The sequence below is a fragment of the Desulfovibrio oxyclinae DSM 11498 genome (assembly GCF_000375485.1).
GTDB lineage: Bacteria > Desulfobacterota > Desulfovibrionia > Desulfovibrionales > Desulfovibrionaceae > Pseudodesulfovibrio > Pseudodesulfovibrio oxyclinae.
Window position 1 is genome coordinate 161,671 of the sequence record NZ_AQXE01000006.1, and the last position, 13,723, is coordinate 175,393.

The 13,723-nt window shown below is 61.9% G+C and carries 13 protein-coding genes and 1 tRNA gene; 3 read left to right on the forward strand and 11 right to left on the reverse strand.

The genetic code is table 11. The features are described from left to right. Positions 1 to 29 precede the first annotated feature (29 nt). Entirely contained in the window at positions 30 to 1,907 is a 1,878-nt protein-coding gene (locus tag B149_RS0108205) for a TRAP transporter large permease (protein ID WP_018124705.1), read from the forward strand. A 214-nt stretch (positions 1,908 to 2,121) separates the two neighbouring features. Here the strand turns inward: B149_RS0108205 and B149_RS0108210 are convergent. The 3 genes from B149_RS0108210 to B149_RS0108220 form a co-directional block, all read right to left on the reverse strand. Then, positions 2,122 to 2,198, reverse strand: a tRNA-Pro gene (locus B149_RS0108210). Between the two features lie 42 nt (positions 2,199 to 2,240). Further along, positions 2,241 to 3,257, reverse strand: a complete 1,017-nt coding sequence (gene amrS, locus B149_RS0108215; RefSeq protein ID WP_026167528.1) for an AmmeMemoRadiSam system radical SAM enzyme — start codon at positions 3,255 to 3,257, stop codon at positions 2,241 to 2,243. 7 nt (positions 3,258 to 3,264) lie between these two features. Then, positions 3,265 to 3,618 (reverse strand): hypothetical protein, encoded by a 354-nt coding sequence (locus B149_RS0108220; RefSeq protein ID WP_018124707.1) that lies wholly within the window; start codon positions 3,616 to 3,618, stop codon positions 3,265 to 3,267. A gap of 191 nt (positions 3,619 to 3,809) precedes the next feature. Between B149_RS0108220 and purM the strand changes: the two genes are divergently transcribed. Further along, positions 3,810 to 4,871, forward strand: coding sequence for a phosphoribosylformylglycinamidine cyclo-ligase (purM, locus tag B149_RS0108225; protein ID WP_018124708.1), 1,062 nt, complete (start codon positions 3,810 to 3,812; stop codon positions 4,869 to 4,871). A 12-nt stretch (positions 4,872 to 4,883) separates the two neighbouring features. Further along, positions 4,884 to 5,756 (forward strand): mechanosensitive ion channel family protein, encoded by an 873-nt coding sequence (locus tag B149_RS16785; RefSeq protein WP_018124709.1) that lies wholly within the window; start codon positions 4,884 to 4,886, stop codon positions 5,754 to 5,756. Here the strand turns inward: B149_RS16785 and B149_RS0108235 are convergent, their stop codons facing one another. The 8 genes from B149_RS0108235 to B149_RS0108270 form a co-directional block, all read right to left on the reverse strand. After that, entirely contained in the window at positions 5,757 to 7,778 is a 2,022-nt protein-coding gene (locus tag B149_RS0108235; protein WP_018124710.1) for a hypothetical protein, read from the reverse strand. Next, positions 7,714 to 8,544 (reverse strand): tRNA pseudouridine(38-40) synthase TruA, encoded by an 831-nt coding sequence (truA, locus tag B149_RS0108240; protein ID WP_040372430.1) that lies wholly within the window; start codon positions 8,542 to 8,544, stop codon positions 7,714 to 7,716. The genes B149_RS0108235 and truA overlap by 65 nt, the downstream gene beginning before the upstream one ends. A gap of 2 nt (positions 8,545 to 8,546) precedes the next feature. Continuing rightward, on the reverse strand, positions 8,547 to 9,221 hold the full coding sequence (locus B149_RS0108245; protein WP_245533206.1) for a MotE family protein: 675 nt from the start codon (positions 9,219 to 9,221) through the stop codon (positions 8,547 to 8,549). After that, the gene (gene fliJ, locus B149_RS0108250; RefSeq protein ID WP_018124713.1) at positions 9,133 to 9,585 is read right to left on the reverse strand and encodes a flagellar export protein FliJ; all 453 of its coding nucleotides are present in this window, start codon (positions 9,583 to 9,585) and stop codon (positions 9,133 to 9,135) included. The genes B149_RS0108245 and fliJ overlap by 89 nt, the downstream gene beginning before the upstream one ends. A 6-nt stretch (positions 9,586 to 9,591) precedes the next feature. Further along, positions 9,592 to 9,768, reverse strand: a complete 177-nt coding sequence (locus B149_RS18705; protein WP_018124714.1) for a hypothetical protein — start codon at positions 9,766 to 9,768, stop codon at positions 9,592 to 9,594. An 80-nt stretch (positions 9,769 to 9,848) separates the two neighbouring features. Beyond that, positions 9,849 to 11,114, reverse strand: a complete 1,266-nt coding sequence (locus B149_RS16790) for a hypothetical protein (RefSeq protein ID WP_018124715.1) — start codon at positions 11,112 to 11,114, stop codon at positions 9,849 to 9,851. A 73-nt stretch (positions 11,115 to 11,187) separates the two neighbouring features. Next, entirely contained in the window at positions 11,188 to 12,363 is a 1,176-nt protein-coding gene (gene dinB / locus B149_RS0108265; protein WP_018124716.1) for a DNA polymerase IV, read from the reverse strand. Positions 12,364 to 12,372: 9 nt separating this feature from the next. Next, positions 12,373 to 13,722, reverse strand: a complete 1,350-nt coding sequence (locus tag B149_RS0108270; RefSeq protein WP_018124717.1) for a cobyrinic acid a,c-diamide synthase CobB — start codon at positions 13,720 to 13,722, stop codon at positions 12,373 to 12,375. Between the last annotated feature and the right edge of the window lies 1 nt (position 13,723).

Below are 13,723 nucleotides of genomic sequence, written 5' to 3' on the forward strand. Positions count from 1 at the left end.
CCGCTTCGATACGCATAAGGAATAGTCACATGGAAAACGTCGCAACCGCCACGCACCCCGGCGAGCCCAAGACGGGCCTGCTGCACTGGCTTGATGAAAACTTCGAGAAGCCCCTGCTGTTCGCCGGGCTGCTCTCCATCATACTCATAATCACGTTCCAGACCCTGTACCGCTACGTCATCACCCAGTTCACCGACGGAGCGGGCTCCGCCGTGTGGACCGAGGAGCTGGCCCGGTTCATCTTCATCTGGATATCGTACCTCGCCGCCTCGGTGGCCATCAAAAAGCGCGAAAACATCCGCGTGGACTTCGTGTACGACCGTCTGCCCGAGAAGTGGCAGCAGATATTCTGGATCGTCAACAACCTGTGCTTCCTGCTGCTGGGAGCCGTGGTTCTGGTCATGGGCACCGATCTGGTCCAGTTCCAGATGCGCTACCCGCAGATCGCCCCGGCGCTGCAGATCCCCTACTACATCCCCTACCTGATCCTGCCCATCGGCTTCGGCCTCATGTGCATCCGCCTCGTGCAGGATACATGGAAGGAAGCAAAGGTGGCCGGCACCGTCGGAACGCTCACCGCATTCGCCATCACCGCGGCCATATTCACCCCGGTGCTGCTCGGCGTGAATCTGGCCTCCACCACCATCCTCTTCGGCTACTTCATCCTGTTCCTGATCATCGGCGTGCCCATCGGCATCAGCCTCGGGCTGGCCTCGCTGGTCACGCTCATCGGGTCCGGCACCCTGCCCGTGGACTACATCGCGCAGGTCTCGTTCACCTCGATCGACTCCTTCCCGATCATGGCCATCCCGTTCTTCATCGCAGCGGGCATCTTCATGGGCTCCGGCGGACTCTCCACCCGGCTGCTGAATCTGGCCGACGAACTGCTCGGGCCGCTGCCCGGCGGGATGGCTCTGGCCACCATCGCCACGTGCATGTTCTTCGCCGCCATCTCCGGCTCCGGTCCGGCAACGGTTGCGGCCATCGGCTCGCTGACCATCCCCGCCATGATCGAGCGCGGCTATGACAAGTACTTCGCCTGCGCCATCGTCGCGGCGGCGGGTGCCATCGGTGTCATGATCCCGCCCAGCAACCCGTTCGTCATCTACGGCGTGGCCGCCCAGAGTTCCATCGGCAAGCTCTTCATCGCGGGCGTGCTTCCGGGCCTGCTCACCGGCCTCGTGCTCATGGCCTTCAGCTACTGGGTTTCCAAGAAAAACGGCTGGATGGGCGAACAGAAGGAACGCTCCCTCAAGTCCATCGGCAAGGCCTTCTGGGACGCCAAGCTCGCCCTGATGGTCCCGGTGATCGTCCTCGGCGGCATCTACGGCGGCCTCATGACCCCGACGGAAGCCGCAGCCGTGGCCGCGTTCTACGGCCTCATCGTGGGCCTTTTCGTCTACAAAGGACTGAACAAGGACAACATCGTACCCACGTTCATCAACGTCTGCTCCACGTCCGCCATCGTCATCATCCTTATGGCCATGGCCACCATCTTCGGTTACGTCATGACCGTCGAGCAGGTGCCATCCAAGATCGCCGAGTTCATCCTCGGCATGACCGAAAGCAAAATCCTGATCCTGCTGCTGATCAACGCCCTGCTGCTGGTCATCGGCACCTTCATGGAAGCGCTGGCGGCCATCGTCATCCTCGTGCCGATCCTGCTGCCCATCGTGACCAAGGTGGGTGTGGATCCGGTTCATTTCGGCATCATCATGGTAGTGAACCTCGCCATCGGCTTCGTGACGCCGCCAGTGGGGGTCAACCTCTTCGTGGCCAGTAGCGTCGGCAGAGTGAAGCTCGAAGACGTGTCCAAGCAGATACTGCCCATCCTCGGCCTGCTGATCCTCGTCCTCATGGCCGTCACCTACATTCCGGAAATCTCGCTGATGTTCATCGGCGACTAGCCCGGCACCCAATCCAACAAAAAAGCCTCCGAGCATCCCCTTGCTCGGAGGCTTTTCTTTTGGCTGCAAGAGTTAAACGGGCCCTTCCCCAAAAACATTCGCCAGAACATCCAAACAGGCTACCCTTCATCCACCCAGAACCCCGAAATATTGCGAGTTTTCTCCACAAAAGAAAAAGCGACCTCAGGAATATCCTGAAGTCGCTTGCAAAATATGGTCGGGGCGGAGAGATTTGAACTCCCGGCATCCAGTTCCCAAAACTGGCGCGCTACCAAACTGCGCCACGCCCCGAGCGGTGGATTTCCTACGCTAAAGCGGCAGGAAGCGCAAGCGTCAAGGTAGGTCCACGCCCGCTATTCGCTCGCCGCAGGCGCTGCAATGACCGTCGCTCACTGCGCTGAAGGAGAGCGAGAACCCAGCACGGTTCAGCACCACTTCGCCGCAGCCCGGACAACGGGTCTTGGCATAGTCGTGCCCCGGAACATTGCCGATGTAGATGTACTTCAACCCGGCGTCGCGCCCGAAACTCCACGCCTTTTCCAGACTCGGCACCGAAGTGGGAGCCACGTCGCGCATATGATAATCCGGATGGAACCGCGACAGGTGCCACGGCGTATCCGTGCCAAGGTCGTTGGCAATGTAGCGGGCAAGTCCCTTGAGCTCTTCTTCGTCGTCGTTCTTGCCCGGAATGAGCAACGTGGTTACTTCGAGCCACCAGCCCATCTCCTTGATGCGCTTGGCGTTCTTGAGCACCGGCTTCAGCTTTGCGCCCACGATGTCCCGGTAGAACGATTCCGAAAACGCCTTGAGGTCGATATTGGCAGCATCAATAAGGCCGTCGAGCTCATCGAGACATTCCGGACTCTGGAACCCGTTGGAGACCATGATGTTCCCGAGCCCCTTTTCATGTGCCAGCCGCGCGGTGTCCTGCATGAGTTCAAAAAAGATCGTCGGCTCGGAGTACGTGTAGGAAATGCTCTCGCAGCCGTTGTCCAACGCGGCCTGGACCAGCTGCTCCGGTGTGGCTCGCTCGCCACGCGGCTCGGCTCCGGACTTGGGAGCCTGCGACAGCGTGGCGTTCTGGCAGAAAGTGCAGGCGAAGTTGCATCCCTGCGTGGCAAAAGACAGCGTGGTGGTGCCGGGTTTGTAGTGATACAGGGGCTTTTTCTCCACCGGATCCACACCAAGCGCGGCCACATGGTCATAGACAAGGGTTTCGAGCCGTCCTCCCATATTGGCGCGCACCCCGCAGAGGCCGCGGCTGCCGTCTTCAATGAGACAGAAATGCGAACACAGTCGGCACTGCACCCGCCCGTCGTCCAATGCTTTCCACAATCTGGCTTCCGTCATCTGGCACCTACCAGCTTTTTGTCGTGGTTGTGGTGGTTTCGGTGTCCGTGGAGTTGTCATAGGTGGTGGTCGTGGAGCTTTCCGTACCGTTCTGCGGCCACTTGGTATCGGGATTCACCGTGATGATGATCTTGTCATACCAGTCCACTGGCTCCTTTTTCGGGCCGGAGTCGAGCACGGTGGTGTCGTCACCCTGATCATCCTTGCCGAAGCCGATGGTGGAACCCGTATGGCTCTTGCTCGTTCCCCACGTGTGATCCCGGCGGTCCTTCGCCGTATCCTTATTGGGGAACTTGCCCTGCGCAAACGCGGTGGCCGCGACACTCAGGATAACGATACACGCCAAAATGAACCTGTGCATGATTCCTCCCGGACAGCATGCCTTGCCTTGGTTTGCTCCATGATACGCCTTTTGCGGCGCGAGACAACCCGGACGGATTTCCGACGCCCGGGAAAATCATTGCACGATCCGTTCCCGACCCTTGCGAAGCGGGCCGCAAATCCCTATAACCCTCGGCAACGCCAACAATCAGCAACCGGAGAGCACAAGCAATGAGCGACAGCGCCAAACGCAGCGAAGCCTATACCGCAGCAGGGGTGGACATCGAAGAGGGAAACCGATTCGTCAAACGCATCAAGGACCTTGTCGCCGCGACGCACACTCCCGGCGTGCTGACGGGTATCGGCGGCTTCGGCGGCCTGTTCCGTCCGGACATCGCCGGCATGGAAGCCCCCATCCTCGTCTCCGGCGCGGACGGCGTGGGCACCAAGCTCAAGCTGGCCTTCGACTTTGACAAGCACGACACCGTGGGCATCGACCTGGTGGCCATGAGCGTCAACGATGTGCTGGTTCAGGGCGCAACCCCGCTGTTCTTCCTCGACTACTTCGCCACCGGCAAGCTCGATTCCGGCGTGGCCGAAAAAGTGGTTGAAGGCGTGGCCGAGGGCTGCAAGCAGTCCAGCTGCGCCCTGCTCGGTGGCGAAACCGCCGAGATGCCCGGTTTCTACCCCGACGGCGAATATGACCTCTCCGGCTTTGCCGTGGGCATGGTGGACCAGCCCAAGCTGGTCACCGGCGAACGCATCGAATCGGGCGACGTGCTTATCGGCCTCGCCTCCAGCGGCGTGCATTCCAACGGCTTCTCCCTCGTGCGCAAGCTCTTCGAGGCATCCGACCTCAACCCCGAAGACACCTTCCCCGGCAGCGAACGGACCGTAGCCGAGGTGCTTCTGGAGCCCACCCGCATCTACACCTCCGCAGTGCTCGAAGTACTCGGCATGGCCGACGTCAAGGGCATGGTACACGTCACCGGCGGCGGATTTTACGACAACGTTCCCCGCGTCCTGCCGGAAAAGACCCGCGCGGTCATCGAGTTCGGCTCCTGGCCCATGCTCCCGGTCTTCGACTGGCTCCGCAAGGAAGGCGGCCTCTCGTGGCCCGAGATGCTGCAGATATTCAACTGCGGCATCGGTTACATCTTCGTGGTGCCCGAAAGCCAGGCCGACGCGGTTCTGGACCGCCTTGGCGAGACCGGCGCGGACGCATGGCAGATAGGCGAAGTCCGCGAGCTCGGGGAGCACATCGAACAGGTGGATATTAGCGGCCTTGAGTAGTATGGTCCCTGCATGGACCTGAACCAGTTCTTCCATCAGCTGCAGCTGAACCTCGGCGTACACGGCAGCACCCTCCCGGGCTCCATGGCCAAACTCGCGGCCACGGCGCTGGCGGTGGTCGTGGTCATCGGCCTCAAGCGCATCATGCTGGCCGTGGCGGCGCGCCTGCTGAAAAACCACCAAAGGCTCACGGTGCTGGCGGGATGGATGGGCCTTTTCGCCTATCTCATCATCGGCATCGCCGTCATCCGCATCTGGTTCGAGGGGCTGCACAACTTCCTGACCTTCCTCGGCATCATCGCCGTTGGCCTGACCATCGTCAGCAAGGAACTCATCCTCAACTTCGTGGCCTTCTGGGTCATCATCTGGCGCGAGCTTTTCAGCATCGGCGACAGGGTGCAGGTTGGCGATGTGGTGGGCGACGTCACCAGAAAGGGCATCCTGTATTTTTCCGTGGTGGAAGTGGGCAACTGGGTCAAGGCGGACCAGAGCACCGGCCGCATGGCGAGGATCCCCAACGCGCTGGTGCTGACCACGCCGGTACTCAACTACTCCAAGGGCTTTCGCTTCATCTGGAACGAGCTGACGCTCACCGTGGCGCCGGGGGGTGACTGGAAGCGTGCCCGCGACGTGATGACCCGCACGGCCGAGAACTACGCATCGAACTTCGAACAGCCCGAGCCGCCCGATCCGGTGGGTGATGACGAATTCGTGATCTTCCGGCGGCTCACCCCCAAGGTCTACCTGAAGCTCACCGACGCGGGCTACGAGCTGACCCTGCGGTACCTCTGCAAGCCGCGCTCGCGGCGCGACAGCGAAAACGAACTGTTGGAGCGCATTCTCGACGCCTTAGAGGGCGCCTCCATCCCACTGGCCTTCAAGTAGCTATCCTTTCATGTTCACCAGCCCGTTTCCGAACGGCGAAATGGGCTCGGTGCCAAGGTCATCCAGCGTGTCCACCAGACGGCTCTTGGTCTCCAGGGCGATCTCCGTCAGCGGTTCCGGCGGCGGATAGAGGTCATCCGTGACCGAGGTCTCGGGCACGAGCCACGAATCCGGATCCTGCAACACCGACTCCACTTCGGACCGCCACGCGGGCAAGAGTCCGTCCTCGCCAACCAGCGTCTCCCGCATCTGCTGGGGGTCGGCCGTGATGCGGGCGAAGAGATCATCGAACGCCACCTGAAGCAATTTACGCTCCCCGAGCTCCGAGAATCCGGCATACTGGAGCACGTCCATGCGGGACTGCAACGGGCCGCGCCACTGTTCAGCCAGCGTGTCGCGGAATAGATCCTGATTGGAGAGGATGAACGAACGCAGGTTGTTGTACTCCGAGACCGCATCCCCCAGCGTGCGCTCCATGCGTTCCATGGGCTCCACCACGGAAAACGGCAGGGTGCCGGGGAAGGAATCCGCAACATCCACAGTGACGCGCCCGTTGTCCAACGACAACAGGCCGCCCGCCTCCAGCGTCCGTTCGGTGCCCTCTGCGCGAATGCGCGTGTCGGTCCCGGGCCACGCCGTGGCAATGTCGAAGATATCGGTGCCCGTTCCCTGCGTTTCGATGCTCAGGTCACCCGCTCCTTCCGAAGTCAGGCTGATGGTATTCCCGGCCTCGGCGTCGGCAAGGCTGGCGGCAAAGCCGATGCGAAATCCGTACTGGTCCGGGTCCAGCCTCACTGCGTAATAGTCGGTGCCGGCCGAGAGCCCACCCGGCAGCGTGTCTGAAGAAGAGACCCGAAGACGTGTGCCGGTATTGTATGCATTGTACTGGTCCTCGCTTACCGTGGCCGCGTACCCGCCCTCGAAGGTTTCAGATACCGAAAATTCGCCGTCGAGAAGATGCCCTCCGCCGCTGATGGAAAGTCGCTCGCCCACCTTGGGGTCCAGCGCGGTGAATTGCACGAGTTGCTCTTCACGGCTCAGGGTCCGCCCGTCCTGATACACCGGAGCGTCCACGCTCTTCTTTTCTGCCCTGAACTGTTCCTGCGAGCCGTTGGCTTCGGACACGAGCCTGTCAAGGACGTCCTGCCACGTATCCCCATCCGAGACTGCCACGGAGAATGTGCCGGACTCTTCACCCAGCGACCAGTCGAAGGAATATTCGCCCGGATTAATGGTGTTGTCCGCACCGGGGTCGAATACGGCGGTGCGGAAGACCGATTCACGTCCGGGAGTGGCCTCCGAGAGCTGATACCGTCCCAAATCCGCCGGCCCCACGGGATCATTCACGGCGCGGAAGTCGAACTCCCGCAGCATGAGCCCCTTGACGTTGGCAAGGGATACGTCCTGATCCTGCCTTGCGGCATTGACCGACAACGCAACGGAAAGCCCGGTGGCGAGTTGTCCCGGCACTTCCTGTCCGGGATAAGACTGATCCAGCAAATGCGCGCGGACGCCCAGTGTGGAGCCGTTGACCCCGTCAGCGAAGGCCTGTGCCAGATCCGCGTTGGTCCAGTCCTCGCCCACATTGAAGCGCAGGCGCTGTTCTTCATCACCGAGCTTCAGGTCCACCTGATATTCGCCCGCAGCGAGATCGGTGGCGGCGTTCTTGTCCAGTCCCCACGAAAGATATTTGTAATAGGAGAGCGCTTCGCCGTCCTTGGGCAGGTCCACCGAATATTTGTCCTGAACGTCATCGCCACGCACGGCGAGGCGTCCTTTGAACAGGGGCATGTCATCCTTGGGGTAGGCAAAGGCGTCGATGGCGTCGCGGAAGGCGAGCAGCCGGTTGGTCAGGCTTTTGCCAAGCACCGGGGAAAGGCGCTCGTAGCGGGAGGCGAACTCCGCCTGCTGGTAGGTGTCGAAGGCTTCGGACGAGGGCGTGGTCGGACGCAGCCGGTTAGTGCCGAACCGGTCCTGATCGATGGGCTTCGCCGGGCCCCATATGATGGTCGTCTCCGACACCTGCCGCCTCCCCGCTGTCGAATCCGGGATAGAGAACGCGCACCAGCGACAACCCCTGCGCCGGGGCCGTTGCCGGGGCCGTCTTTCTGTCCCTTTCGTACAGGACTGATCGGACATTCTGCGGGGAAAGTTTACCCCTGCCCGCCTCCACCAGACAGCCCACGAGGTTGCGGACCATCTGCTTCAGGAAGCCGTCGGCGGTAAACCGGAGCACGGTTTCGTGCGGGGTGATGCCGGGAAGCATCTCCAGCGGTTCAAGGGTGCGCACCGTGTCTTTGACCGGCGTGCCCACGTTCTGGAAGGCGCTGAAGTCGTGCCGGCCCTGAAGGACCTCGGCGGCCATGCCGAGGGCGTTGAAATCCAGTGGGCCGCAGTCCCAGACAAAGCGGCGGCGCTGGGGCAGCAGAAAACGCCGCTCGTGCCACAGGATATATTCATACGTCTTGGAGATCGCGCCGAAACGCGCATGAAAATCCGCGGAGACCATATCGTGACGCAGCACGGCCACGTCATCGGCGGTGAGGCTGTTGAGGGCGCGGGTCCACGGCAGATCCGCCCGTTCATCCGGGACGTCGAAGTGCACCACCTGCGCCGTGGCGTGCACGCCGCTGTCGGTGCGGCCGGAAGCGTGCAGACGCACCGGCTCGCCAACCATGCGGGCCACGGCTTCCTCCAGCTCGCCCTGAACGGTGCGGTCCTCGGGCTGAAGCTGCCAGCCGCAGAAGCCGCCGCCGTCGTAGGCCACGACCAGACGAATCCTCGTCACCGCTAGTTGTCCTCGAACGGAATCTGGAGATTGGTCAGCCGCTCCGAGAGCGTGGCGGCCTTCTCGGTCTCCACATAGGACAGGATTTCACCCGCCTGCCGCCCGCGCATGCCGGAGAGCACCTTGACCGCGAGGTCTTCTTCCATGTTCTCAAGAATCTTGGCGGCCTTCTTGGCCTTGGTGTTTGAGATCATGTCCACGAGCTGGCGGACCTTCTTGTTCTTGAGATTCTTGGCCTCGTCGAGCATGTCGCCAATCTGCTGTCGCAGTTCCTTGAGTTCGGCCATCTGGGCCTTGATTCCGGCTTCCAGCTCGCGCAGTTCGCGCTCGCGGTTGGCAAGCTCCTCTTCCTTGCGCTTCAGGGTCTTCCAGTCGGTGACGCTCATGTCGGCGGGCTTTTCCGAAGATGCTTCGGACTGGCCGTCCTCAGCGGCGGGCTGCTCCTGATCGCCATTGCCTTCATCTTCGGCGGCCATGGCCTCGGTAGGTGCCGGCGAAGGAATGACGGCCTCGGTGACGCGGGCCGTCAGAGAATCGACGCCCATCACCCCAAACACGGCCAGCTTGATGAGTGCCAGAAAGATCAGGCTAAGAAGAATTTTCGAGATCCGAAGGTTGGAACCGAAGCGTTGACATTTCTTCGTTTTCTTTTTGTTCTCGGCTACTTTCTTCTTCATCATGTTTCCTGGCCTGTGTTTCCTTGAGTTTTTCGAGCAGCTTCTTGTCGCGGGAGCGATCCACCACATCCTGCCGGGCCTTTTGCAAGGCGCGGGCCAAGCTTTTCATCCTCACGCGGGCCTCGGCCACATCGTTCTCAAGCGCGCGGCGGTAGTTCTCCCACAGCCACATGTCGCCGCTGGATTTGCGTGATTCCGCCTGCTTGGCCATGTGCTCCGAAAGGCGCTCCTGCAACGTTTCCAGATTGCGCTGCCCTTCGTCGTAGTCGGCCTGCGCGTTGGCAAGGGCCATGCGGGCCTGATCTTCAAGCTGCGCCCGCAGGTCAAGCACCCGCTCCAGCCTGAAGGAAAACTTCTTTGCCATGGGGCGCTAGCTCCCGGCCACGGCCACGGGCTTTCCCGACACACCACAGTATCCGCTCTGCCTGTCGTTATCGCCCCAGCGCCACATCATGCACTGGGAGCCCATGCACATCTTGAGTTTGTCGTCGCTGGTCTTCAGCAGCGGACAGAACTTGAATTTGGCTTCGCTTTCCGGCAACAGCATGGATTCCCCCTTTCTTGAAAAAAGCGGCGCGTTCCCCGCATGGAGTCCGCGCCGCCGTCAAAATTCGTCCGACAGGGACGCTACCCTTCCGGCACGACCTCCGGCAGAACCGCAACAGGCTCGGAGCCCTCGCCTTCGTCCTGCGCATCCGCCGCAGACGGCGTTTTGCCCATGTCCACAAGCGTTTCCATACCGAGTGCGGACTTGAGCTTCTCCAAGACCAGTATACCTATACGGGCCTCACGGTCCAGCACCTCGGTATAGGTTCCGTTGCTGATGATGTCCTCGAAGTCGCCGCCGTCCATCTTTTCATGGTCGGCGCAGGCCTTTTCGAAATTGACGGCATACTCGGCCATCAGAGAATCCATGCGGGTTTCGGGCATCTCGTGAACATCACGGACGAATCCGGCAAGCGTCTCGGAATCCGGCAGGCTCTCCGCCTCCATCACCCGCTGAAACGCCTCGGAAAAACGCATGCTGCCCTCGAAGATGTGCGTGCGGCGAACCACGTTGATGCCGCTCCAGCCAGCGTCGAGCCACTTGAACAGGACGTTGCGCGTGCCGCCGTCAGGCAGGTCGGCAAAGGCCTGAATCGAGGAAGAACCGTACATGTAGGTATCCATCCAGCTCATGAGGCCCTTGTCGATGCCCTCGATGCCGGAATAGAAATAGCGCCACTTGGAGTCGTCGATGATGGCTCCCTTCTTGCCGGGAGCGGACTTGCCGTCCTGCTCCGACACGGAAAACAGCACCCGTCGCCCGTTGTACGGGAACACCACGATCATTCGCTTGAGATCATAACGGTAATAGGCGCCGGCAAAGGAGTCGGGCGTGCATTCCTCGAATTCGCGCCCGCGCACCATGAACGGCTCGTCGCTGTCGAGACGGCTCCAGACGCCTTCCCGAAGGTCGAAAATCTCGCTGTCGGGATACCACCCGGAGACGCGCAGCACGCTCGGGACCATCACGTAGTTCGGGATGTTCGGGTCGTACAGGTAACGGATGACCTTTTCCATGGGCTGCCTGAGATCGGTCTTGTAGACGATTCCCTGCCCCGTGCGCTCGTCGGGTTCGTAGGCCCGCGGGTCCTCGTCGCAGTCCAGGACATACTGGGCAAGCGGCGCGACCTTGGCCTCGTCGAGCTTCACGGCGGGGTCGTTGAGCACCTGAAAAAGATGGGCGAGCCCGGCGTTGATCTCGGGGGCGAGGTCCTCTCCGTACTTTTCCAGCTTCACGTCGCGCGGTTCGGCCGCGCCCGTGGCGGGGAGGCTCAGGAGAACGGCGCAACACAGCGCCGCATAAAAGAAAAACCGGCTCATGGCCGGAAGAAAGCTTTTTACGTTCATTCTCGTCTCCGGTTTTGATGGACACCCAAGACAATATGCATCTTCCTGTAGGTTGGCAAGATGCGGCAAGGCTCTATTCCTTGTCACGCCTGCGATAATCAAGCAGATCGCCACGCAGCAGCGCCTCTTTTCCGAACCGTTTGCGTATGGAATCCACGGTCTTGTCCAGTTCGTCCCCGGCAGCTTCCTCTTCCGGCTCATCGAACAGGGAAAGTTGCCTCGGCTTGTCCCCGAAGTTTGACACCCCCACGCCGATCAGCCGCACGGGCAGACGCAGGGTCAGCGCGTCCAGCAGCTCCACGGCGATGTCGTATATGGTTCTGTTGCGGTCCGTGGCCTTGTCGAGGCTCTTGCTGCGGGTCACGCTGCGGTAGTCGGAAAACTTGACCTTGATGGTGACGGTGCGCCCCTTGTAGCCGTGCGCCCGAAGATCCGCGCCCACGCGTTCCGACTGAGCCAGCAACCACTTGCGAAGCGTCTCGCGGTCTGTGGTGTCTTTCTGGAAGGTGTTTTCCGCGCTACTGGATTTGGCCGCCCCGGGCCGCTGCACGCCGTTCGGGTCATAGCCGCGCGCCCGGTCGTGCAGCACGCCGCCCCATTTGCCGAGCCGCTCCTGCCAGTATTCGCGCGGGTGCCTGAGCAGATCGCCGCAATGATGCACATTCATCCGCCGCAGCGTCTCCAGCCCGCGCTTTCCCACGCCCGGCACCTTGCCCACGGGAAGCTCACGCAGAAACTGCTCCATCTGTTCGGGACGGATCACGGAAAGGCCGTCGGGCTTGTCGAGGTCTGAGGCTATCTTGGCAAGAAAACGGATCGGCGCAATACCCACGGAGCAGGTCAGGGAAGTTTCCTCCTGCACGCGCTGCTTGATGCGCCTGCCGATGTCCTCCACCGGACCGAAAAGCCGCTCCAGCCCCGTGGCGTCCACATAGGCCTCGTCAATGCTCGCGGGCTCCACCAACGGTGAGAACTCCCCGAGCACGCCCATGACCTGCCCGGATATCTCCTTGTACCGGCCCCGGCTGCCGCTCACGAGGATCAGCTGCGGACACAGCCGCTTGGCCTTGACCACGCTCATGGCCGACCGCACGCCGAACTTGCGCGCCTCGTAGGATGCGGCAGAGACAACGCCCCGGTCCGAGTCGCCGCCCACGGCCACGGGCAGGCCCCGCAGCGCCGGATTGTCCAGCTGCTCCACGGACGCGAAGAAGGCATCCATGTCGATGTGCATGATCCACTGCTGCATGTGTCGCGATCAGCCGCGCGCGGCGGCCACGAGATGTTCGGCTAGGTCCGGATTGCTGGCGAAGTGCAGGTGGACGTAGGAGCCGAGCGTGTTGTTGATGAGAAACCCCTCGCATCCGGCGGCATTGCCCTTGCGGTCCACGGTGGCGTAGATTGCGGGCATGGAATCCGGCAGAAACGCCGTTTCGATGGAGGAGTAATGAAATTCGTGGCCGCGCGCCACGGTACCCGGCGGGCCGAGGGGGCAGTCCTTGAGCGCGGTAATTTCCCGATACCCCAGCGCCTTGCGACGATCATTCATGGCGGCCCGCACCGGGAACACGCCGCACATGGCGAAACGGCCGCGCTCGGTGACCAGGTCGTTCATGAGATACATGAATCCGCCGCACTCGGCATAGATCGCTCCGCCCTTTTCCGAAAAGGCTCGCACGTCCTTTCGCATCCGGGAGTTCTGGCCCAGCTCAAAGCCGTAGAGTTCCGGATACCCGCCGCCGATGTACAGAGCGTCGAGATCCGGCGGCAAGCGCTTGTCGTGCAGCGGAGAGAAATTCACCAGCTCGGCCCCGGCCAGACGAAGCATGCGCAGATTTTCGGCGTAGTAGAAACAGAAGGCTTCGTCGCGGGCCACACCGATACGCACCGAAGGGGCAGGCGGCTCCACGTCCTCGACAGGCGCAAAGGAACGCTCCGGCATCCGCTCCAGCAAGCCGTCCACATCAATGCCCCGCTCCACCCAGTCCGCGAGGCGATCATAGACGCCCTCGTCTTCCTCTTCGGCCGTTCGAAGGCCGAGATGCCTCGAAGGGACGGCGATGTCCTCGTCACGGTCCAGACAGCCGAGCACCGGAATACCGGCAGTATCCATGGCCTCACGCAGCAAATCTTCATGGTTGGCGCTGCCAACGCGGTTGAGCACCACTCCGACCACGTTCACGCCGGGGTCAAAATTGACATACCCGGAGACAAGGGCCGCGGCTGAACGCGCCATGCTGCGCACGTCGGCCACGAGCACCACCGGCAGATTCAGAATCTTGGCGAGTTGGGCCGTGGAGCCCACTTCGTCGCTGCCGGAAGCGCCGTCGTACAGGCCCATGACACCCTCGACCACGGCGACACTTGCATCGACCGCGCGGCGCGCGAAAATTTCCGGGATGATGGACGGATCCTGCATCCAGCCGTCGAGCGTGACAGAGGGACGTCCGCAGGCGCGGGCATGGTGGCCGGGGTCAATGAAGTCGGGACCGCACTTGAAGGGCTGCACGGCGCGCCCCTTGCGCGCAAGGGCCTTCATGAGCCCGAGCGAAACGGACGACTTGCCGCACCCGCTGTGCGTTCCGGCTATGACGAATCCCCGGCACATG

Excerpts from the sequence above, each read along its gene's own strand:
- B149_RS16785 (WP_018124709.1), top strand. The coding sequence starts at position 4,884 with ATGGACCTGAACCAGTTCTTCCATCAGCTGCAGCTGAACCTCGGCGTA.
- B149_RS0108205 (WP_018124705.1), top strand. The coding sequence starts at position 30 with ATGGAAAACGTCGCAACCGCCACGCACCCCGGCGAGCCCAAGACGGGC.
- B149_RS18705 (WP_018124714.1), bottom strand. The coding sequence starts at position 9,768 with ATGCTGTTGCCGGAAAGCGAAGCCAAATTCAAGTTCTGTCCGCTGCTG.
- amrS (WP_026167528.1), bottom strand. The coding sequence starts at position 3,257 with ATGACGGAAGCCAGATTGTGGAAAGCATTGGACGACGGGCGGGTGCAG.
- fliJ (WP_018124713.1), bottom strand. The coding sequence starts at position 9,585 with ATGGCAAAGAAGTTTTCCTTCAGGCTGGAGCGGGTGCTTGACCTGCGG.
- B149_RS16790 (WP_018124715.1), bottom strand. The coding sequence starts at position 11,114 with ATGAACGTAAAAAGCTTTCTTCCGGCCATGAGCCGGTTTTTCTTTTAT.
- dinB (WP_018124716.1), bottom strand. The coding sequence starts at position 12,363 with ATGCAGCAGTGGATCATGCACATCGACATGGATGCCTTCTTCGCGTCC.
- B149_RS0108245 (WP_245533206.1), bottom strand. The coding sequence starts at position 9,221 with ATGAAGAAGAAAGTAGCCGAGAACAAAAAGAAAACGAAGAAATGTCAA.
- B149_RS0108270 (WP_018124717.1), bottom strand. The coding sequence starts at position 13,722 with ATGTGCCGGGGATTCGTCATAGCCGGAACGCACAGCGGGTGCGGCAAG.
- B149_RS0108220 (WP_018124707.1), bottom strand. The coding sequence starts at position 3,618 with ATGCACAGGTTCATTTTGGCGTGTATCGTTATCCTGAGTGTCGCGGCC.
- purM (WP_018124708.1), top strand. The coding sequence starts at position 3,810 with ATGAGCGACAGCGCCAAACGCAGCGAAGCCTATACCGCAGCAGGGGTG.